Raw genomic sequence first — 18,071 nt, forward strand, 5'->3', positions numbered from 1 at the left:
CACTTTCCGCGCCTGCGGGCAGACTGTGAACAGTCTCTCAAAGGGGGCGGTCGGCGTCCGGGTTGGGCGCGCGGCGCTGGGGAGCCAGCAGCAGCCAGGTGAGCACGGGCCACAGGGCGGCTTCAAGCAGCGGGGCCAGCAGGGTGAGCCAGCCGGGGGCGACGCCGCCGGCGATCAGCCGCACGAGGGTGATGAGCGCGTAGGAGAGGGCGAACAGCGGCAGCAGTTGCAGCGCCTGGGCCAGCACGGGCAGCCACAGAATGCGGCGCTGCAAGGCGATGGCGGCAAAACTCAGCGCCGAATACGCCAGCGCATGCTGGCCGAGCAAGGCGGCCTGGTGCACGTCCAGGCACAGGCCGAAGACGAAGGCGGCGGCCAGGCCCACGTGGCGCGGCTGGTGCACGTTCCAGAACACGAGAACGACGGCCAGCACGTCGGGCATCCACACCAGCCGCCCCAGCGGCAGCAGATTGACGAGAAAGGCCAGCCCCAGCGTGATCCAGATGAAGGCGGGCGAGACGGGCAGCAGCAGCGGCTGGCCTGTGCGCATGATCATGAAGTTCTCCCGGCTGGCGCGCCGCTGGCATCTGGGGCGGGCTGCTCAAAGCGCACGGGCTGCAAGACCATGACGTGGGTGACGCCGTGCAGGGCCGCCACGGGCGCGCATTGCACGCGCATGAAGGTGGCTTCGCCCTGGCGGTCAACGGCCAGCACGCGGGCCACGGGCAGGCCGGGCGGGTAGATGCCGTCGATGCCGCTGGTGGTGAGCAAATCGCCCTCGCGCATGTCTTCGGTGGCGAAGGTGTAGCGCAGCTCCATCAGGCCGCTGCGCGGGGCGGGGTCGCCATAGGCCACGCTGCGCACGCCGGAGCGGGTGTTGATGACGGGAATGGCCTGGTCGCGGTCGATGAGCAGGGTGATTTCGCTCACGAAGGGATAGACGCGCGTGACCTGGCCGAGCACGCCTGATTCGTCCATGACGGGCGAGCCGGGCTGAATGCCCTGGGCGCTGCCTTTGTCGATGATGACGCGGCGGGTGTAGGGGTCGGTTGCGTCATAGAGCACTTGCGCGGCGGTGGCGGGCGTGCTGGTGCGCTCGCGCAGGGCCAGCAGCTGGCGCAGGCGTTCGTTTTCCAGCAGGAGCTGCTCGACTTGCCCGGCGCGGCGCGATTGTTCGGCCAGGCGGGCGCGGGCGGCTTCCTCGGTTTTTTGCGCGGTTTTCAGCTCGGTCAGGTAGCCGTAGCCGTTGCGCGCCCATTGCACGGGCTGCAAGGCCAGCCATTGCGCGGGGTAGAGCACGGCGGCAATGGCGGCGCGCAGCGGCTGCATGAGGTCGAACCGGGCATCGGCCACCATCAGCGCCAGCGCCAGCGCCACGCAAATGAGAAGCCGGGAGACAACCGACGGGCCGCGCCGGAAGAACGGCGGAGGCGAGTGGTCGTAAGGTTCAAACGGCATGGACGAAGCAGGCTGGCGGCAGCGGCTGGCGGCAGTGGGCGGCTGGAGCGGGCGGGCTGTTCTGCATCAGAAAAAAGGAGCAGATTCAGAGGGGCGAAAAACCGTGGCGTCCTAGTGTAATTTGGAGATGCTGCTACGAATTCGAGAGCGAAGCTGCGGCCTTTCATTGAGGCGCTCACAGGCCAGTCAGCCCGCGCGAAAAGCATTATCTCCGTGCAAGCGCGGGCCTTTTGAAAGGCGCGTCCGCCGCCTGGCTGGCCTGAAACAGGCGCTCACTCGTTGGCGAAGATGCCGCCTTGCTTGTCCATGTTTTCCAGCGCCATGCCGCAGCCGCGCACCACGCAGGTCAGGGGGTCTTCGGCCACCAGCACGGGCAGGCCGGTTTCCTCGGCCAGCAGGCGGTCCAGATCGCGCAGCAGCGCGCCGCCGCCAGTGAGCATCATGCCGCGCTCGGCAATGTCGGCGCCCAGCTCGGGCGGGGTTTCTTCCAGCGCGCGCTTGACTTCGGAGACGATGCTGTTGATCGGCTCGGACAGCGCCTCCAGCACTTCATTGCTGCTGATGGTGAAGCTGCGCGGCACGCCTTCGGAGAGGTTGCGGCCCTTGACTTCCATCTCCCGCAGCTCGCTGCCGGGAAAGGCGCTGCCAATCTCCTTCTTGATGAGTTCGGCGGTGGGGTCGCCAATGAGCATGCCGTAGTTGCGGCGGATGTAATTGACGATGGATTCGTCAAAACGGTCGCCGCCCACGCGGGCGCTGCCTTTGTAGACCATGCCGCCCAGGGAAATGACGCCCACCTCGGTGGTGCCGCCGCCGATGTCCACCACCATGGAGCCGCTGGCTTCGCTCACGGGCAGACCCGCGCCAATGGCGGCGGCCATCGGCTCTTCAATCAGATAAACCTCCGAGGCGCCCGCGCCCAGCGCCGATTCACGGATGGCGCGGCGCTCCACCTGCGTGGAGCCGCAGGGCACGCAGATGATGATGCGCGGATTGCTGAACCAGCCGCGCGCGTGCACCATCTTGATGAACTGCTTGAGCATTTGCTCGGTGACGGTGAAATCGGCGATGACGCCGTCTTTCATGGGGCGGATGGCTTCGATGTTGCCGGGCACCTTGCCCAGCATGGCCTTGGCTTCGTGGCCCACGGCCTGGATGGTCTTCTTGCCCTGCGGGCCGCTTTCGTGGCGGATGGCGACCACGGAAGGCTCATCGAGCACGATGCCTTTGCCGCGCACCACGATGAGGGTGTTGGCCGTGCCCAGGTCAATGGCCAGGTCGGTGGAGAGATACCGGCGGAACAAACCGAACATGCAAATGCTTTCCTTGGCGCGGCCACGCCTGGCCGGCAGGCGCGGCCGCAGAAAATTCTGGTGAAAAGGGGGGAGATGGGTGCAAAAAAGCGCCTTTTCAGGCGCGTTGCGGGTAGCGGCGGATAATACTTCATCCCCTAGGCAGCAACTGGGCGCAGACAACGCCTGGCGGGCCATTTCACACACATTTACACGCGGTATTTCTCCCTTCCATGTCACTTGATTTGCAGGATATTGAGCGCATCGCCCATTTGGCGCGTTTGCAAGTGCAGCCAGACGAAGCCGAGCGCCTGATGGGCCAGCTCAACGGCTTTTTCGGCATTGTCGAAGCCATGCGCGCCGTGGACGCCACGGGCGTGGAACCCCTGGCCCACCCGCTGGCCGCCGTGCAGGACGTGCAGCTTCGCTTGCGCCCTGATGAAGTCCAGCCCTGCGGCAGCCGCGAAGAAAACCAGCGCAGCGCCCCCGCCGTGGAAGACGGCCTGTTTCTCGTGCCCAAGGTGATCGAATGAGCCAGCCCGATCTGCACCTGCGCACCGTGGCCGGCCTGGCCGCCGGTCTGCGCCAGAAAGAGTTTTCCGCCGAAGAAGCCGCCCGCCACTTTCTGGCCCGCATGCGCCAGCATGAGGCGCTGGGCGCGTTCCTCAGTGTGGACGAAGAAGCCACGCTGGCCCAGGCCCGCGCGGCCGATGCCCTGCTGGCCCGTGGCCAGGCCCCCGCGCTGGCGGGCGTGCCCATCGCGCACAAAGACATCTTCGTCACCCGCGACTGGCCCACCACCGCCGCCTCAAAGATGCTTGAAGGCTACCGCTCGCCCTTTGATGCCACCGTGGTCAGCCGCCTGAAAGACGCTGGCGCCGTGTGCCTGGGCAAGCTCAACTGCGACGAATTCGCCATGGGGTCCGCCAACCGCAACAGCGCCTACCAGCCCGCGCTCAACCCGTGGAACACGCAGCGCGTGCCGGGCGGCTCTTCCGGCGGCAGCGCCGCCGCCGTGGCGGCGGGCCTGGCCCCGGCGGCCACCGGCACCGACACGGGCGGCTCCATCCGCCAGCCCGCCAGCTTTTGCGGCATCACCGGCATCAAGCCCACCTATGGCCGCGCCAGCCGCTACGGGATGATTGCCTTTGCCTCCAGCCTTGACCAGGCCGGCCCCATGGCCCGCACCGCCGAAGACTGCGCCCTGCTGCTCACCCACATGTGCGGCCCCGACGTGGAGCACGACTCCACCTCGCTGGACATGCCCGCCGAAGACTTCACCCAATCGCTGGGCGCGCCGCTCAAGGGCCTGCGCATCGGCATACCGAAAGAGTTTTTCGGCGACGGCCTGGCCGATGGCGTGCGCCAGGCGCTCAACGCCGCGCTCAAGGAATTCGAGCGGCAAGGGGCCGCCCTCGTGCCCGTCTCGCTGCCGCGCACCGAGCTGGCCATTCCCGTCTACTACATCATTGCCCCGGCCGAAGCCAGCAGCAACCTCAGCCGCTATGACGGCGTGAAATTCGGCCACCGCGCCAAAGACTATGCCGACCTGGAAGACATGTACAAGCGCACCCGCGCCGAAGGCTTCGGCCCCGAAGTCAAGCGCCGCATCATGATTGGCGCCTACGTGCTCTCGCACGGCTACTACGACGCCTACTACCTGCAAGCGCAAAAAGTGCGCCGCATGATTGCCGACGACTTCCAGCAAGCATTCAGGGACTGCGACCTCATCGCCGGCCCCGTGGCCCCAACCACCGCCTGGGCCCTGGGCGCGCACCAGGACCCCCTGGCCGACTACCTGGCCGACATCTACACCCTGCCCGCCAGCCTGGCCGGCCTGCCGGCCATGAGCGTCCCGGCCGGTTTTGGCGCACACGGCCTGCCCGTGGGCCTGCAACTAATAGGCAACTATTTGCAGGAAGCCCGCCTGCTGAACGTGGCCCATCGCTTCCAGCAAGCCACCGACTTTCACCTGCAAACGCCCGCCGGGTTTTGAGCCACGCGCATACACACGTTCATGTTTTATACCGACGCGCAATTGCTAGAACTGGTCACGGCGCCCGAGTCCTCGCGACTGGAGCGCAAGCAGTCCTTTGCCGACAAGGACAAGATTTGCAGGACGCTTTGCGCATTTGCCAACGATCTGGCCGGCCACGGCCAGGCTGGTGTCGTGATGCTGGGTGTGGCCGATGACGGTAGCGTCACCGGTATTGATGCCAGTGACACCTTGCTGCAAAAAATCGACCAAATACATTCCGAGGGCAGGATTCAACCCTTGCCCAGCATGATGGTGCGCGTACTACCCTGGCAAAACAAAAAGTTGGTTGCCATCATGGTGCAACCCTCCTCGCTGCCACCCGTATCCTTTGATGGGCGCATCTGGGTGCGCCTTTCGGCCAGCACGCAGCAGGCCAGCCAGGAAGATGAACGCCTGCTGGGCGAGCGTCGACGCACCCGCGCGAGTCGCTCATTCGACAGCGAAGGCATACCCACTGCATCTCTTGAAGATCTGAACCAGAACTACTTCCTCTCAACCTACCTGCCCCAGGCCGTCGCGCCAGACGTGCTGCAAGCCAATGGCCGAAGCCTGCAAGAGCGCCTGATTTCCACCCGCATGGCCAGCACCGGCGCCCAGCAGCCAGTGCCCACGGTTGCTGGGCTGTTAACCACCGGGTTGTCTCCGCAAGACTGGCTGGCTGGCGCCTACGTGCAGTTCATCCGCTACGTCGGCACAGTGCACGGCGGCGACGTAGTGAATGAAGATCGCATCACCGGCAATCTGGAAGACGTAATCAAGAGCACCGAGGCCATTTTCAAGGCCCATATTCAGACCGCCGTTGACATCACCGGGCAAGACCGCGAACGCAGGCAGGCCAACTATCCCCTGGCCGCCTTGCAGCAACTGTTTCGCAATGCCATCCTGCACCGCAACTACGAGGGCACGAACACCCCTGTGCGGGTGTATTGGTTCGATGACCGCATCGAAATCGCCAGCCCTGGCGGCCCGTATGGCACTGTCACGGTGGACAACTTCGGCCAGCCCTACGCTACCGATTACCGCAACCCGGTCATCGCAGAAGTACTTTTCAATCTCAAGTTCGTGCAGAAATTTGGCTTTGGCATCCAGAACGCCCGCAAGCTGCTGGCCGAGAACGGCAACCCGGCGCCCGAGTTCGAGATCAGCCAGACCATGGTTGTGGTCACCATTCGCAAGGCCAGGTAATGCCCACGCCAACTTTCACCTTTTTCAACAACAAAGGAGGCGTAGGTAAAACCACTCTGGTCTACCACGTTGCACACATGCTCGCACAACTGGGACAGTGCGTACTGGTCGTTGACTGCGACCCCCAGGCAAATCTCAGTGCCGCCTTCCTCTCTGACGAAACGCTGGAAAAGCTGTGGGATGCCCCCAAGCGCATCACCACGATTTACCGCAGCGTGCAGCCCATGGTGCGCAAAGGCGATTTCGCCGCACCAGAGCTGCAAACCATTCACGAGCGGCTGCATTTACTGGCTGGGGATCTGCTGCTGTCTTCCTTTGAAGACCAGCTCTCCGAGCAATGGAACAACGCCAACTCTGACTCGGTGGACGTGTACGGTCGCGCCTTCGACATCCTCACCGCCTTCTGGCGCTGTGCCCAGCAAAGCGCGCAAGCCTGCAAAGCCGACATCGTGATCTTCGACATCGGCCCCAATCTGGGCGCCATCAACCGCTCCGTTCTGCTTGGTACGGATCACATCATTGCCGTGCTGGGCGCCGATCTGTTCTCGCTGCGCGGTCTGCAAAACATTGGCCCCACACTGCGCACCTGGCAAAAATCCTGGCACACGCGTCGCTGCGGCAAAGCCTTTGACGACTACGTTCTGCCGCAAGGCAATATGCAAGTGCTGGGCTATGTGGCTATGCAACACCAAGAGCGCCTGTCGCGGCCCGTGCGCGCCTATTCACAGTGGATGGATCGCATCCCACGCGATTACCGCCAATACGTGCTCAACCAAGCCCTGTCGGCAGAGTCGGCAAACATCCCCGACATCAAAGAAGACCCCTACTGCCTGGCCCTGCTGCGCCATTACAAAAGCATTGTTCCCATCAGCCAGGAAGTGCGCAAACCCATGTTCGACCTCAAGAGCGCCGACGGCGTCAGTGGCTCGCAAATCACCACCGTGCGAGCGGCCCATGCCGACTTTCAGACGCTGAGCAAACGCATTCTGGAAAAAGCCCAACTCCCAATATGAACGCCCAACTCATCAACGGCTACGAAGTCGTCATCGGCTTTGAAACGCACGCCCAGCTGCAAACCAAAAGCAAGATATTCAGCCGCGCATCCACGGCTTTTGGCGCCGCGCCCAACACGCAAGCCAGCGTGGTGGACATGGCCCTGCCCGGCACGCTGCCGGTCATGAACCGCGAAGCGGTGGCCTGCGCCATCAAACTGGGGCTGGCGCTGGGTTCGCATATTGCGCCGCGCAGCGTTTTTGCCCGCAAGAATTATTTCTACCCCGATTTGCCCAAGGGCTATCAAATCAGCCAATTTGAAATTCCGGTGGTGCAAGGCGGCGAAGTTTCCTTTTTTCTGGATGGCGACAAAAAAAACGTGCGCAAAACCGTGCGCCTGGTGCGCGCGCATTTGGAAGAAGACGCCGGCAAATCGCTGCATGACGCCTTTCAGGGCATGAGCGGCATCGACCTGAACCGCGCGGGCACGCCGCTGCTGGAAATCGTCACGGAACCCGATATCCGCAGCACCGAAGAAGCCGTGGCCTACGCCAAAGAGCTGCACAAAATCGTCACCTGGATCGGCATTTGCGACGGCAACATGCAAGAAGGCAGCTTCCGCTGCGACGCCAACGTGAGCGTGCGCAAACCCGGCCAGCCCCTGGGCACGCGGCGCGAAATCAAAAACCTCAACAGCTTCCGCTTCATGCAGCAAGCGATTGATTTTGAAATCCGCTGGCAAATCGAGCAACTGGAAGACGGCCACGCCATCCAGCAAGCCACCGTGCTGTTTGACCCCGACACGGGCGAAACCCGCGCCATGCGCACCAAGGAAGACAGCGCCGATTACCGCTATTTTCCCGACCCCGATTTGCCGCCGCTATGTATTTCTTCGGAATGGATAGAGCAAACCCGCGCACAAATGCCCGAATTGCCGCGCAAAATGGCCGAGCGATTCGTGGCCGATTACGGCTTGCCCGAATATGACGCCGCCACGCTGACGCAATCGCCCCAAATGGCGGCCTATTTCGAGCAAGCCGCGCAAAAAAGCGGGCAGCCCAAACTTGCCAGCAACTGGGTCATGGGCGAAATCTCCAAACGCCTGAATGCCGAAGAAATCGGCATCGAATCGGCCCAGGTCACGGCGCAGCAACTGGCGCAAATCATCCAGCGCATTCAAGACGGCACGATCAGCCACAACGCCGCCAGACAAGTGTTCGACGCCCTCTGGCGCGGCGAAGCCAGCGACGCAGATGCCGTCATTGAAGCCAAGGGCCTCAAGCAAATGAACGACACCGGCGCACTGGAAAAAATCATCGACGAAGTGATTGCCGCCAACCCCGCCAACGTGGAGCAATACCGCGCCGGCAAAGACAAAGCTTTCAACGCCCTGGTCGGCCAGGTCATGAAAGCCAGCAAAGGCAAAGCCAACCCGCAGCAAGTCAATGAATTACTGCGCGCCAAGCTGGCCTGATGCAAAGCTGGCTGGCAAAGCGCGCCGCCAAGCGCGCCCGGCGCATGAGCGCGGCGCTGGCTTGAGCTTGAGACAGCTCCCAATCGCACCCAAAAACAGGAGCAAATTCAAGGGGGCAAGAATGCCATTCTGCGCAGGTTTCACCAGGACCTCTTGCTATGAATAGCGGAGCTAAGTTGTCTCCTGTCCGCAAACCGCAGGCCGCCGCGCCGCGTTTGTATGTGCCGCAAGCCCTGCCTGAAGGCGGCGAGCTGGATCTGCCGCACGGCGCGGCGCGCCACGCCCAGGTTCTGCGCTTGCAGCCGGGCGACGCGCTGACCCTGTTCAATGGCGAAGGCGGCGAATGCCGCGCCACCATCATCCGCATGGGCCGCAGCAGCGTGCAGGCGCGCATAGGCGCTCATGCCGCCATTGAGCGCGAAGCGGCCCGCCGCGTGCATCTGCTGGCGGGCCTCATGGCCAGCGAGCGCATGGACTGGCTGGTGGAAAAAGCCACCGAACTGGGCGCTGCCAGCCTCACCCCCCTGCTCACCCAGCACTGCGCCCTGCGCCTGAGCGGCCCGCATGCCGCCAAAAAGCACGCGCACTGGCAAGCCGTGGCCGTGGCCGCCTGCGAGCAAAGCGGCCGCAACCGCCTGCCCCTCATTCATCCGCCCCGCCCCCTGGCGGAGGGCCTTGCAGGCCAGGCCGAAGCCGGGGACGGCGCGCGTTTTGTCCTCTCCCTGAAGCCCGGCGCCGCTTCTTTGCGCGCTGCATGCGCCGGCCTGCCCGCCGCGCAAACCGTCACCCTTCTTTCTGGCCCCGAAGGCGGCCTGAGCGCCGCAGAAGAAGCTCAGGCGCTGGCGGCAGGCTTCACCCCTGTCAGCCTCGGCGCGCGCGTGCTGCGCGCCGAAACCGCGCCCGTGGCCGCGCTGGCGCTGCTGGCGTGAAAGTCTGGAATCTGTTCAGAGGCATCTGCCGGCCGTTTCCCGTGCGTCTTCATGCCGCTCGGCAAGCGGGCGGCCTGTGGACATCGGACGCGGCGGCTGGTTTTGCGCGCCTGAACTTGCGCGCTTCATTCGCTGAAGTCACTGGAGCTTTCGTCCGCGTCAGGCCAAGCGTTCAGCACGCGGCGCACCACGTCGGCGGCGAAGCCACGGGCTGCCAGAAAGCGGGCTTGCCTGGCGCGGGCGGCGGCATCGGCGGCAGGGGCGCCAAACTTTTTCTGCCAGACGGCGCGGGCGCGCTCCAGCTCGGTGGCGCGCAGCTGCCCGGCAGCTTCGGCCAGCGCTTCGGCGCTCAGGCCCTTGGCGCGCATTTCCTGTAGCACGCGGGCCGCGCCCAGGCGCGGGGCGCGGCGGCGCATGACGGATTCGGCCACGCGCTCTTCGCTGATGAGGCCCTGGGCCGCTAGTTCATTCAGCATCCGGGCCAATTCGCCCGCTTGCTCCTCATGGCAAGACAGCTTGCGTTCCAGTTCGGCGCGGGAGTGTTCCCGTTGCGACAGCAGGCGCAGGGCGCGCGCTTTGAGGGAGATGGGCATGGATGAAAACGCGGGGCGAAGGCAGGGCGGCCAGCCGGTCTGCCAGAGCCGCCAGAGGGCTGGCTGGAGCAGGGCGGCACATACAATACGCGATTTCGCGCAGGGCTGGCATGGCTGCTGCTCTCGCCTCTGCTTATTCACCCATCATTTTCTGGAGCCTGGCTCATGTTCATCTCAAGCGCCTTCGCGCAAACCGCCCCGGCCGCCGAAGCGGGCGCCAATGCGGCGGCGGCATCGCCTTTTTCGGGCCTGCTGCTGCCGGTGGTGATGCTGGTGGTGCTGTACTTCATCATGATCCGCCCGCAGATGAAAAAGCAAAAAGAAGTGCGCGCCATGCTGGACGCGCTGGCCAAAGGCGATGAGGTGGCCACGGCTGGCGGGCTGCTGGGGCGCATTGTTCAGCTGGGCGACAGCCACCTGACGCTGGAGGTGGCCGATGGCGTGCAGGTGCAGGTGCAGCGCCACGCCGTGGTGCAGGTGCTGCCCAAAGGGTCGCTGAAGTAGGCCGCCTGGCGCGGCGAGCCGCCGGAATCGGCCTGGCCGCCCTTGTTTTCTTCGCCCGCAGCGCCTGTCTGCGGGCTTTTGTGCATCAAAAGACTATTCGCATGAACCGCTACCCGCTCTGGAAATACGCGCTGATTGCCGTGTCGCTGCTCATCAGCGTGATCTACACCTTGCCCAATCTGTATGGCGAAGCGCCTGCGGTGCAGGTGTCCGCAGGCAAGATGACCGTCAAGGTGGATGGCCAGACGCTGGAGCAAGTGGAGAAGGCTTTGCAGGAAGCGGGCATTACCGCTGACAGCGTGGTGTTTGACGGCCAGTCGGTGCGCGCGCGCTTTGATACCGAAGACACGCAGATCAAGGCCAAGGACGTGATTGCGCGCGCCCTGGCCGCTGGCAAGGAAGAAGGCGCCTACATCGTGGCGCTCAATCTGGTCTCCCGCTCGCCTGACTGGCTGACGGCGCTGCACGCCAAGCCCATGTATCTGGGGCTGGATTTGCGCGGCGGCGTGCATTTCATGCTCCAGGTAGACATGCGCGCGGCCATCACCAAGCGGCTGGACACCACGGCCAGCGACATTCGCATGCTGCTGCGCCAGAAAGACATCCGCCACGGCGGCGTGAGCCGCTCGGGCGATGCCATTGAAGTACGCATGCGCGATGCCAACATGCTGGATGCCGCGCGCCGCCAGATCGCGCAGAACCAGCCCCAAATGGATGTGGCGGCCGCGCCGGATGGCTCCCGCCTGACCGTGACCTTCAAGCCTGCGGCGCTGCATGAGGTGCAGGAGCAGGCCATCAAGCAGAACATCACCACGCTGCACAACCGCGTGAACGAGCTGGGCGTGGCCGAGCCGGTGATTCAGCAGCAGGGCGCTGACCGCGTGGTGGTGCAGCTGCCTGGCGTGCAGGACACGGCCAAGGCCAAGGACATTCTGGGCCGCACGGCCACGCTGGAGATGCGCCTGGTGGACGAAAGCGCCGAAGGCCGCGCGGCGGAGGGCGGCACGGGGCCGGTGCCGTTCGGCTCCGAGCGGTTCATGACGCGCGAGGGGCATCCCGTCATCGTCAAGCGGGAAGTCATCCTCACGGGCGACAGCCTGGACAACGCCCAGCCCGGCTTTGATGAAAACCAGCGCCCTTCCGTGGACCTGGTGGTGGACGCCAAGGGCGGCCAGATCATGCGCGACACCAGCCGCCGCAATCTGAAAAAGCGCATGGCCATCGTCCTGTTTGAAAAGGGCAAGGGAGAGGTGCTGACGGCGCCCGTGATCGAGGGCGAGCTGGGCAACCGCTTCCGCATCTCCGGCTCCATGTCGGTGAACGAAGCCAATGACCTGGCGCTGCTGCTGCGCGCCGGTTCGCTGGCCGCTCCGATGGAAATCGTGGAAGAGCGCACCATCGGCCCCAGCCTGGGCAAGGAAAACATCGCCAAAGGCTTCAAGAGCGTGATGTGGGGCTTTGCCGTCATTGTGGTGTTCATGAGCCTGTACTACATGATGTTCGGCGTGTTTTCGAGCATCGCGCTGGCGTTCAACCTGCTGCTGCTGGTGGCCATTCTTTCCATGCTGCAAGCCACGCTCACGCTGCCGGGCATGGCGGCCATGGCGCTGGCGCTGGGCATGGCCATTGACGCCAATGTGCTGATCAACGAGCGCATTCGCGAAGAGCTGCGCAACGGATCATCGCCGCAGGCGGCCATCAGCGCGGGCTATCAGCATGCCTGGGCCACCATCCTGGACTCCAACGTGACTTCGCTCATCGCCGGCCTGGCGCTGCTGGCCTTTGGCTCCGGCCCGGTGCGGGGCTTTGCCGTGGTGCACTGCATCGGCATTCTGACTTCGATGTTTTCCGGCGTTTTCTTCTCGCGCGGGCTGGTCAATCTCTGGTACGGGCGGCGCAAGCGGCTGAAAACGGTGTCCATCGGCACCGTCTGGCGGCCTGAAACGGCAGGCGCCGCCGGCGCGCTCGCGCCCCGCGAAACCAGCGGGCAATGAAAGGGAGCTGAATCATGGAATTTTTCCGCATCCATCGTGACATCCCGTTCATGCGCCACGCGCTGGTGCTGAACGCCGTTTCCCTGATCACCTTCATTCTGGCGGTGTTCTTTCTGGTGCACAAAGGGCTGCACTTGTCGGTGGAATTCACGGGCGGCACCGTCATGGAGGTGAGCTACCAGCAGGCCGCCGATCTGGAAAAGGCGCGCGAAGCCATCGCCAAGCTGGGCTATGGCGAAGTGCAGGTGCAGAACTTCGGCTCGTCGCGGGACGTGATCATCCGCGTGCCCGTGCACAAGGACGTGAAGCCCGCCGAACAGAGCGCAAAGGTGATGGAGGCGCTCAAGGCCGACGACCCCGGCGTGGAGCTGCGCCGCACGGAATTCGTCGGCCCGCAAGTGGGCAACGAGCTGCTGACGGGCGGGCTGAAGGCGCTGGGCTTCGTCATTCTGGGCATCGTCATCTATCTGTCGGTGCGCTTTGAATGGAAGTACGCCGTGGCCGGCATCATCGCCAACCTGCACGACATGGTGATCATCCTGGGCTTTTTCGCCTTCTTCCAGTGGGAGTTTTCGCTGGCCGTGCTGGCGGCGGTGCTGGCGGTGCTGGGCTATTCGGTGAACGAATCGGTGGTGATTTTTGACCGCATTCGCGAAACCTTCCGCCGCCAGCGCAAGATGAACGCGCACCAGATCATCGACCACGCCATCACATCCACCATCAGCCGCACCATCATCACGCACGCGTCCACGCAAGCCATGGTGCTGTCGATGCTGCTGTTTGGCGGCGAGACGCTGCACAACTTCGCGCTGGCGCTGACCATCGGCATCTGTTTTGGCATCTATTCATCGGTATTCGTGGCGGCGGCCATCGCCATGTGGCTGGGCGTCAAGCGCGAAGACCTGGTCAAGTCCCGCAAAGAGCACGATCCCGACGACCCGAACGCTGGCGCCGTGGTGTAAGCCAGCTTCTTCTGGGCCGCCAGGCGAGGCCCAAGAACGCACATGACACCTCCTCCTGCAAATTCCCCGCAGATGCGTCTGGCCCGCCAGACGCGAGAACAGTTTGTCGCGGAGCTGGTCCGCTGGCTGCCGCAACTGGTGGCCACCATGCGAGAGCGCCTGTCCAATGCCATCGACATGCCCGCCAGCATGCAGGAGCAGCGCCTGGCCCTGGATGCGCGCATGGGCTTCGAGCCTCAGCGCGACGTTTGGGAGCGGCAGGTGCGCCAGGCGCTGGAAAAGGCGCTGGCCCAGGCCCAGCCCGCCCCGGCGGCCGCCCCTGCCGGGCTGACGGCTTTTTCGCTGCTGGATGACGAGGTGGTGGAAAACAAGATCATCGCTTCGCGCCTGAGCCTGGCGGCCATCGACAAAAGCGGAGCCGAGCTGAACGACCTGAACGTCCGCATCCAGTTTCTGGAGCAGACGCCTGACATCAGCCCCAAAGACGTGCTGCGCCCGGAGTGCCTGCCGGGCATCCTTATCGAGCAGTGGCGCGCCTGCGACCTTTCGCGCGAAATGTGGAGCGTGGTGCATGAAACCGTGCGGGCCGCGCTGGCGCTGGCGCTGGCGCAGGCTTATCAGAACGCCAACAAATTCCTGATCGAGCGCGGCGTGATGCCGCAAATCAACCTCAAAGCCATGGTGCGCAGAACCGCAGGCGGCCCGCGCACAGGCAGTGCCGGGCTGGGCGGTTCGCCAGACAGCGCGCCCGGCTCCAGCCCGGATTGGAGTGGCGCCTCGCAGTCTTCGGCTTTTGGCGGCGGCTGGCAAGGCGATGCAGCAGGCAATGGCCGGGCCGCCTCAGGCAGCTTCGCGCCAGCGGGCCAGAGCCAGCCCGGCATGGCGCCCGTGCGCCCCACCGACCTGATGCGCGTGGCCGAAGAAACGCGCATGCTCACGGGCGCTGCGCCCATGATGCGCATGCGCGCACGCGCCCAGGGCGTGCTGGGCAAGCTGCGCCGTCTGCTCAGCGACCGCGTCACCGATTTCAGCCACACCCAGCCCATTGAACCCAGCCCCCAGCTGGCGCAGGCGCTCGCGCACCCGCCTTCGCCGCTGGATACGGCGCTGACCCAGCTGGATGGCGCGGCCACTGACCCGTACCGCCCCACCATTGCCGCCCTGCCGCCCGCCGTGCAGGTGCAGCGCGTGGAGCAAGTCGCCAGCCGCCTGCGCCATCAGGCCGCCGAACTCAAGCAGGAAGCGGGCACCAAGAACGAAAAGGCCATCATCGAAATCGTGGCCCTCATGTTCCAGGCCATCTTGGCGGAGGAGCGCATTCCGGCGGGCATCCGCGTGTGGTTCGCGCGCCTGCAAATTCCCGTTTTGCGCCTGGCGCTGGCCGAGCCGGACTTTTTCAGCAACATCGACCACCCCGCCCGCCAGCTGATCGACCGCATGGGCGCTTGCGCCATGGGCTTTGAAGCCGCCAGCGTCAGCAACGCGCGGCTGGAGCGCGAAATCAAGCGCATCGTGCAAGTAATCGAGCAATACCCGGAAACCGGGCGGCGCGTGTTCCAGCTCGTGCTGGACGAATTCAGGAAATTCCTGGCCCAGTTCCTCACCGAAGGCGGCAGCGCCGAGCGCGTGGCCACGCTAGCGCAGCAGGTGGAGCAAAAAGAAGCGCTCGCGGTGCAATACACCATCGAACTCAACAAGATGCTCGCCAATCTGCCCGTGCGAGAAGAGGTGCGCGAATTTCTCTTTCACACCTGGGCCGAAGTGCTCGCCACCGCCTCCGTGCGCCACGGCGCGCAAAGCCGGCAGGCGCTCGAATTCAAGCGCGCCGCGCACGACCTGCTCTGGGCCGTGAGCGCCAAGCCCAACCGCGACGAGCGCGCGCGCGTGCTGCAAAGCCTGCCCGGCCTCATCCAGACGCTGCGCCAGGGCATGAGCGGCCTGGGCATGCCGCAAGACGTGCAGGACCGCCACGTCAAAACCCTGAGCGACGCCGTGACCGAAGCCTTCATGGCCCGCTCCGAAGCCATTTCCGACGAAACCCTGGAAACGCTCAGCCGCAAGCTCAACGCGCTGGAAGACGTGGTCAGCGACGATGCCGTGGGCGACGTCATGCTCGATCCGGGCGCCATCGAACTCATGCTCGGCGTGGACGCGGGCGATCTGATCGTCATCTCATCCGGCGGCTCCATGCCCAGCGCCGCCACCGTGGCCTGGGCGCGCGAGCTGGAGCTGGGCGCGTGGTTTGAAATGGAGCAGGGCGGCAGCCTGGTGCGCGTGCAATACGTCTGGCGCAGCCCGCGCGGGCAGCTGCACATCTTCACCGGCGGCAACAAGAACTACATGGTGCAAACCCGCCGCCTGGCCGCCTGGCTCCAGGCTGGCCTGCTGGCGCTGGTGGAAGACGAAGCCCTCACGGTGCGCGCCACCCGCGACGCCTTGGCCCGGCTGGACGCCCAGCCCGCGCAGCTGCTGTCCTGAAAAGCCGCTCGCGGATCCGCCCGCACGCGGCAAGGCGGCAAGGTCTTCAACAAACCGCAGGCGCACGGCATTATTTTGCTACTCAATCAATAGCGCGACGTCCTAGTCAAAAGCGCGCAAGGCGGCATTTCCAGCCTCTGAATTTGCTCCTGTTTTTGCGGAGCGGGGCATCACGAAAGCTCCCGCACCGTCTCCATCAAGAGCCTGCTGCGGACTTGCCGCATCGGCGCTTCAGAACCCGCTCACAGCCGTTTGCGGGAACACAAAGGCGGATCAGCCCGTCATCCCGCCTGCCCTGCCCCGCTCCAGAGACTGCCCCGTGCAGCCATCACGCACGTATTCCCGCCACAGATCGTGCTCCAACGGCCCGCTGAACCCAACAGGCCCGGATGTGCAAAGCATGCAGCGCCAAACGCTCCTTTACCAATAGCACGATGTCCTAGTAGACATTGCGCAAAGCGGCATTTTTACCCTGCCAAATTTGCTCCTCTTTCTGACCTGCAAGCCGCTTCAGCGGCGCAGCTTCACTCGGCCAGCTCCTGCCCTGTCAGCGCCTTCAGGGCTTCGCGATAGCGGGCGGCGGTGTTGGCGATGACTTCGGCGGGCAGCTCGGGCGCAGGGGCGCGTTTGGGCCAGGGGCGGCCATCCACCTGGGCCGTTTCCAGCCAGTCTCGCAAATACTGCTTGTCGTAGCTGGGCGGGTTGATGCCTTCGCGGTACTCGGCGGCGGGCCAGTAGCGGGAAGAGTCGGGGGTCAGCACCTCGTCCATCAGCACAACCTGGCCGGTTTCGTCCAGGCCGAATTCAAATTTGGTGTCGGCAATGATGATGCCCTTTTGCAGCGCCAGGGCGGCCGCGCGGGTGTACAGGGCCAGCGAGAAATCGCGAATCTGCGCGGCCACGGACGGCCCGGCGATTTCCACCGTGCGCTCGTAGCTGATGTTTTCGTCATGCTCGCCCACGGCGGCCTTGGCGGCGGGGGTGTAAATGGGCCGGGGCAGTTTGCTGGCGTTTTGCAGGCCCGCCGGCAAGGGCACGCCGCATACGCTTTGGCTTTGACGGTATTCCTGCCAGCCGCTGCCCGCCAGGTAGCCGCGCACCACGGCTTCCACGGCGATGGGCCGCAAGCGCCGCACCAGCATGCTGCGGCCCCGGATTTGCTCCGCTTCGCTGGCGCTGACAACGCTGGCCGGGTCGATGCCCGTGAGATGGTTGGGGCAGATGCCCTTGAGCTGCTCAAACCACCACAGCGCCATTTGCGTGAGCAGCCGCCCCTTGCCGGGGATGGGCTGGCCCATGATGACGTCAAAGGCGCTGATGCGGTCGCTGGCGACCATGAGGATGCGGTCATTGCCAACGGCATAGTTGTCGCGCACCTTGCCGCGCGCGATGAGCGGCAGGCTGGAAAGCTGGCTGGTGAGCAAGGCGGAAGATGAGGACATGGCGGCAGGCCCCGGGCAGGGCGAAAGTCAGACACAAAAAGCAAAAAAAGCATTGTGCCGCAGCACGTATGCTCCCGCGCTCATCAGTGTCTGGCACTGTTTTTTTTTGCTAGCGGCCGCCCGCAGCCAGATGGCGGGTGGCCGGTCATTCAGGAGGTTTTGAGCCATGCCAATCCGCCACATCGGAGCTGCCGCGCTGCTGCTGGGCGCTCTCGGCGCCGCCACAGCCCAGGCTGCTTCACCCCAAGCCACGTCAGAAGGTAACAGTGACATGAAAACGTCTTCCGCCGCCACCGCCGCCGCGCCTTTGCGCACCCTGGGCGAATACACCGATCCGCACGGCATTCGCCGCCTCTACCTGCTGGTTTCGCCCAACTTGAGCGACGCGCAGATCATGACGCTGGCGCAGGCCGTTCACGCCAAGGAGAAAAACGCCTGGCTGTGGCTGCTGGACAGCGACGAAAAAGCCGCCCAGATGATGGAGGCGCTGCCGCGCACGGCCCAGGGCGACATGGCGGGCTACCCGGGCGCCTGGGTGCAGGCGCACACCGTCGCCCACTCGCAGCAGGAGCTGCTGCCCAAAGGAGCCGGCAAGCGCTGGGCCTTGTACAAGGGGCCGTACACCGGCACGCTGCTGGGCGAGCTGCCCTGAGGGCCTGTACGCAGTCCATCCCGCAGGCGCAAAAACGCGCGGATCCGGGCGAGGCAGGAGCAGCCTTGGGCATTGCA

16 protein-coding genes are annotated in these 18,071 nt (G+C 64.7%); 11 read left to right on the forward strand and 5 right to left on the reverse strand.

Going from position 1 to position 18,071, the window contains the following annotated elements; genetic code table 11:
- Nucleotides 1–37 precede the first annotated feature (37 nt).
- The 3 genes from mreD to QB898_RS02195 form a co-directional block, all read right to left on the reverse strand.
- Entirely contained in the window at nt 38–556 is a 519-nt protein-coding gene (gene mreD, locus QB898_RS02185; protein WP_050715300.1) for a rod shape-determining protein MreD, read from the reverse strand.
- Nucleotides 553–1,458: a rod shape-determining protein MreC gene (gene mreC, locus QB898_RS02190; RefSeq protein WP_050715299.1), complete on the reverse strand. Its 906-nt coding sequence runs from the start codon at nt 1,456–1,458 to the stop codon at nt 553–555. The genes mreD and mreC overlap by 4 nt, the downstream gene beginning before the upstream one ends.
- Before the next feature lie 272 nt (nt 1,459–1,730).
- On the reverse strand, nt 1,731–2,771 hold the full coding sequence (locus tag QB898_RS02195; protein ID WP_050715298.1) for a rod shape-determining protein: 1,041 nt from the start codon (nt 2,769–2,771) through the stop codon (nt 1,731–1,733).
- A 212-nt stretch (nt 2,772–2,983) separates the two neighbouring features.
- On the opposite strand from QB898_RS02195, the gene gatC reads away from it, so the two are divergent.
- The 6 genes from gatC to QB898_RS02225 all read left to right on the forward strand — a co-directional run bounded on the left by gatC (nt 2,984) and on the right by QB898_RS02225 (nt 9,369).
- Nucleotides 2,984–3,283 carry an Asp-tRNA(Asn)/Glu-tRNA(Gln) amidotransferase subunit GatC gene (gatC, locus tag QB898_RS02200; protein ID WP_050715297.1) on the forward strand — a complete coding sequence of 100 codons (300 nt, stop codon included), beginning with the start codon at nt 2,984–2,986 and terminating at the stop codon, nt 3,281–3,283.
- Entirely contained in the window at nt 3,280–4,746 is a 1,467-nt protein-coding gene (gatA, locus tag QB898_RS02205) for an Asp-tRNA(Asn)/Glu-tRNA(Gln) amidotransferase subunit GatA (RefSeq protein ID WP_279523613.1), read from the forward strand. The genes gatC and gatA overlap by 4 nt, the downstream gene beginning before the upstream one ends.
- A 21-nt stretch (nt 4,747–4,767) precedes the next feature.
- Nucleotides 4,768–5,973, forward strand: a complete 1,206-nt coding sequence (locus tag QB898_RS02210) for an ATP-binding protein (protein ID WP_279523614.1) — start codon at nt 4,768–4,770, stop codon at nt 5,971–5,973.
- The gene (locus QB898_RS02215) at nt 5,973–6,986 is read left to right on the forward strand and encodes a ParA family protein (protein ID WP_279523615.1); all 1,014 of its coding nucleotides are present in this window, start codon (nt 5,973–5,975) and stop codon (nt 6,984–6,986) included. Before QB898_RS02210 ends, QB898_RS02215 begins: the two co-directional genes overlap by 1 nt.
- Nucleotides 6,983–8,440: an Asp-tRNA(Asn)/Glu-tRNA(Gln) amidotransferase subunit GatB gene (gene gatB, locus QB898_RS02220; protein WP_279523616.1), complete on the forward strand. Its 1,458-nt coding sequence runs from the start codon at nt 6,983–6,985 to the stop codon at nt 8,438–8,440. Before QB898_RS02215 ends, gatB begins: the two co-directional genes overlap by 4 nt.
- Nucleotides 8,441–8,616: 176 nt before the next feature.
- The gene (locus QB898_RS02225) at nt 8,617–9,369 is read left to right on the forward strand and encodes a 16S rRNA (uracil(1498)-N(3))-methyltransferase (RefSeq protein ID WP_428982711.1); all 753 of its coding nucleotides are present in this window, start codon (nt 8,617–8,619) and stop codon (nt 9,367–9,369) included.
- A gap of 125 nt (nt 9,370–9,494) precedes the next feature.
- On the opposite strand, the gene recX is transcribed toward QB898_RS02225, so the two are convergent.
- Nucleotides 9,495–9,962: a recombination regulator RecX gene (gene recX / locus QB898_RS02230; protein WP_050715294.1), complete on the reverse strand. Its 468-nt coding sequence runs from the start codon at nt 9,960–9,962 to the stop codon at nt 9,495–9,497.
- Nucleotides 9,963–10,127: 165 nt separating this feature from the next.
- On the opposite strand from recX, the gene yajC reads away from it, so the two are divergent.
- The 4 genes from yajC to QB898_RS02250 all read left to right on the forward strand — a co-directional run bounded on the left by yajC (nt 10,128) and on the right by QB898_RS02250 (nt 15,900).
- Nucleotides 10,128–10,466, forward strand: a complete 339-nt coding sequence (gene yajC, locus QB898_RS02235) for a preprotein translocase subunit YajC (RefSeq protein ID WP_050715293.1) — start codon at nt 10,128–10,130, stop codon at nt 10,464–10,466.
- A gap of 101 nt (nt 10,467–10,567) precedes the next feature.
- Entirely contained in the window at nt 10,568–12,460 is a 1,893-nt protein-coding gene (secD, locus tag QB898_RS02240; RefSeq protein ID WP_050715292.1) for a protein translocase subunit SecD, read from the forward strand.
- 14 nt (nt 12,461–12,474) lie between these two features.
- Nucleotides 12,475–13,422, forward strand: a complete 948-nt coding sequence (secF, locus tag QB898_RS02245; RefSeq protein ID WP_050715291.1) for a protein translocase subunit SecF — start codon at nt 12,475–12,477, stop codon at nt 13,420–13,422.
- Nucleotides 13,423–13,464: 42 nt separating this feature from the next.
- Complete coding sequence (locus QB898_RS02250) at nt 13,465–15,900, forward strand: DUF1631 family protein (protein ID WP_279523617.1); 2,436 nt, start codon at nt 13,465–13,467, stop codon at nt 15,898–15,900.
- Between the two features lie 524 nt (nt 15,901–16,424).
- Here QB898_RS02250 and QB898_RS02255 read toward each other — a convergent pair.
- A complete protein-coding gene (locus QB898_RS02255) occupies nt 16,425–17,342 on the reverse strand; it encodes a phosphoribosylaminoimidazolesuccinocarboxamide synthase (protein WP_279523618.1) in 918 nt (305 codons plus the stop codon).
- A 166-nt stretch (nt 17,343–17,508) separates the two neighbouring features.
- Here QB898_RS02255 and QB898_RS02260 point away from each other — a divergent pair, with 166 nt between their 5' ends.
- Nucleotides 17,509–17,994 carry a hypothetical protein gene (locus QB898_RS02260; protein WP_279523619.1) on the forward strand — a complete coding sequence of 162 codons (486 nt, stop codon included), beginning with the start codon at nt 17,509–17,511 and terminating at the stop codon, nt 17,992–17,994.
- Nucleotides 17,995–18,071: the final 77 nt, after the last annotated feature.

This window comes from Ottowia cancrivicina (assembly GCF_029813755.1).
Classification (GTDB): domain Bacteria; phylum Pseudomonadota; class Gammaproteobacteria; order Burkholderiales; family Burkholderiaceae_C; genus Ottowia; species Ottowia massiliensis.

What these genes read in the sequence shown, in the direction of transcription:
- QB898_RS02215 (WP_279523615.1), top strand. Translation starts at nt 5,973, where the DNA reads ATGCCCACGCCAACTTTCACCTTTTTCAACAACAAAGGAGGCGTAGGT.
- yajC (WP_050715293.1), top strand. Translation starts at nt 10,128, where the DNA reads ATGTTCATCTCAAGCGCCTTCGCGCAAACCGCCCCGGCCGCCGAAGCG.
- secF (WP_050715291.1), top strand. Translation starts at nt 12,475, where the DNA reads ATGGAATTTTTCCGCATCCATCGTGACATCCCGTTCATGCGCCACGCG.
- gatC (WP_050715297.1), top strand. Translation starts at nt 2,984, where the DNA reads ATGTCACTTGATTTGCAGGATATTGAGCGCATCGCCCATTTGGCGCGT.
- mreC (WP_050715299.1), bottom strand. Translation starts at nt 1,458, where the DNA reads ATGCCGTTTGAACCTTACGACCACTCGCCTCCGCCGTTCTTCCGGCGC.
- QB898_RS02250 (WP_279523617.1), top strand. Translation starts at nt 13,465, where the DNA reads ATGACACCTCCTCCTGCAAATTCCCCGCAGATGCGTCTGGCCCGCCAG.
- secD (WP_050715292.1), top strand. Translation starts at nt 10,568, where the DNA reads ATGAACCGCTACCCGCTCTGGAAATACGCGCTGATTGCCGTGTCGCTG.
- QB898_RS02195 (WP_050715298.1), bottom strand. Translation starts at nt 2,771, where the DNA reads ATGTTCGGTTTGTTCCGCCGGTATCTCTCCACCGACCTGGCCATTGAC.
- mreD (WP_050715300.1), bottom strand. Translation starts at nt 556, where the DNA reads ATGATCATGCGCACAGGCCAGCCGCTGCTGCTGCCCGTCTCGCCCGCC.
- QB898_RS02260 (WP_279523619.1), top strand. Translation starts at nt 17,509, where the DNA reads ATGCCAATCCGCCACATCGGAGCTGCCGCGCTGCTGCTGGGCGCTCTC.
- QB898_RS02255 (WP_279523618.1), bottom strand. Translation starts at nt 17,342, where the DNA reads ATGTCCTCATCTTCCGCCTTGCTCACCAGCCAGCTTTCCAGCCTGCCG.
- QB898_RS02210 (WP_279523614.1), top strand. Translation starts at nt 4,768, where the DNA reads ATGTTTTATACCGACGCGCAATTGCTAGAACTGGTCACGGCGCCCGAG.
- gatB (WP_279523616.1), top strand. Translation starts at nt 6,983, where the DNA reads ATGAACGCCCAACTCATCAACGGCTACGAAGTCGTCATCGGCTTTGAA.
- gatA (WP_279523613.1), top strand. Translation starts at nt 3,280, where the DNA reads ATGAGCCAGCCCGATCTGCACCTGCGCACCGTGGCCGGCCTGGCCGCC.
- recX (WP_050715294.1), bottom strand. Translation starts at nt 9,962, where the DNA reads ATGCCCATCTCCCTCAAAGCGCGCGCCCTGCGCCTGCTGTCGCAACGG.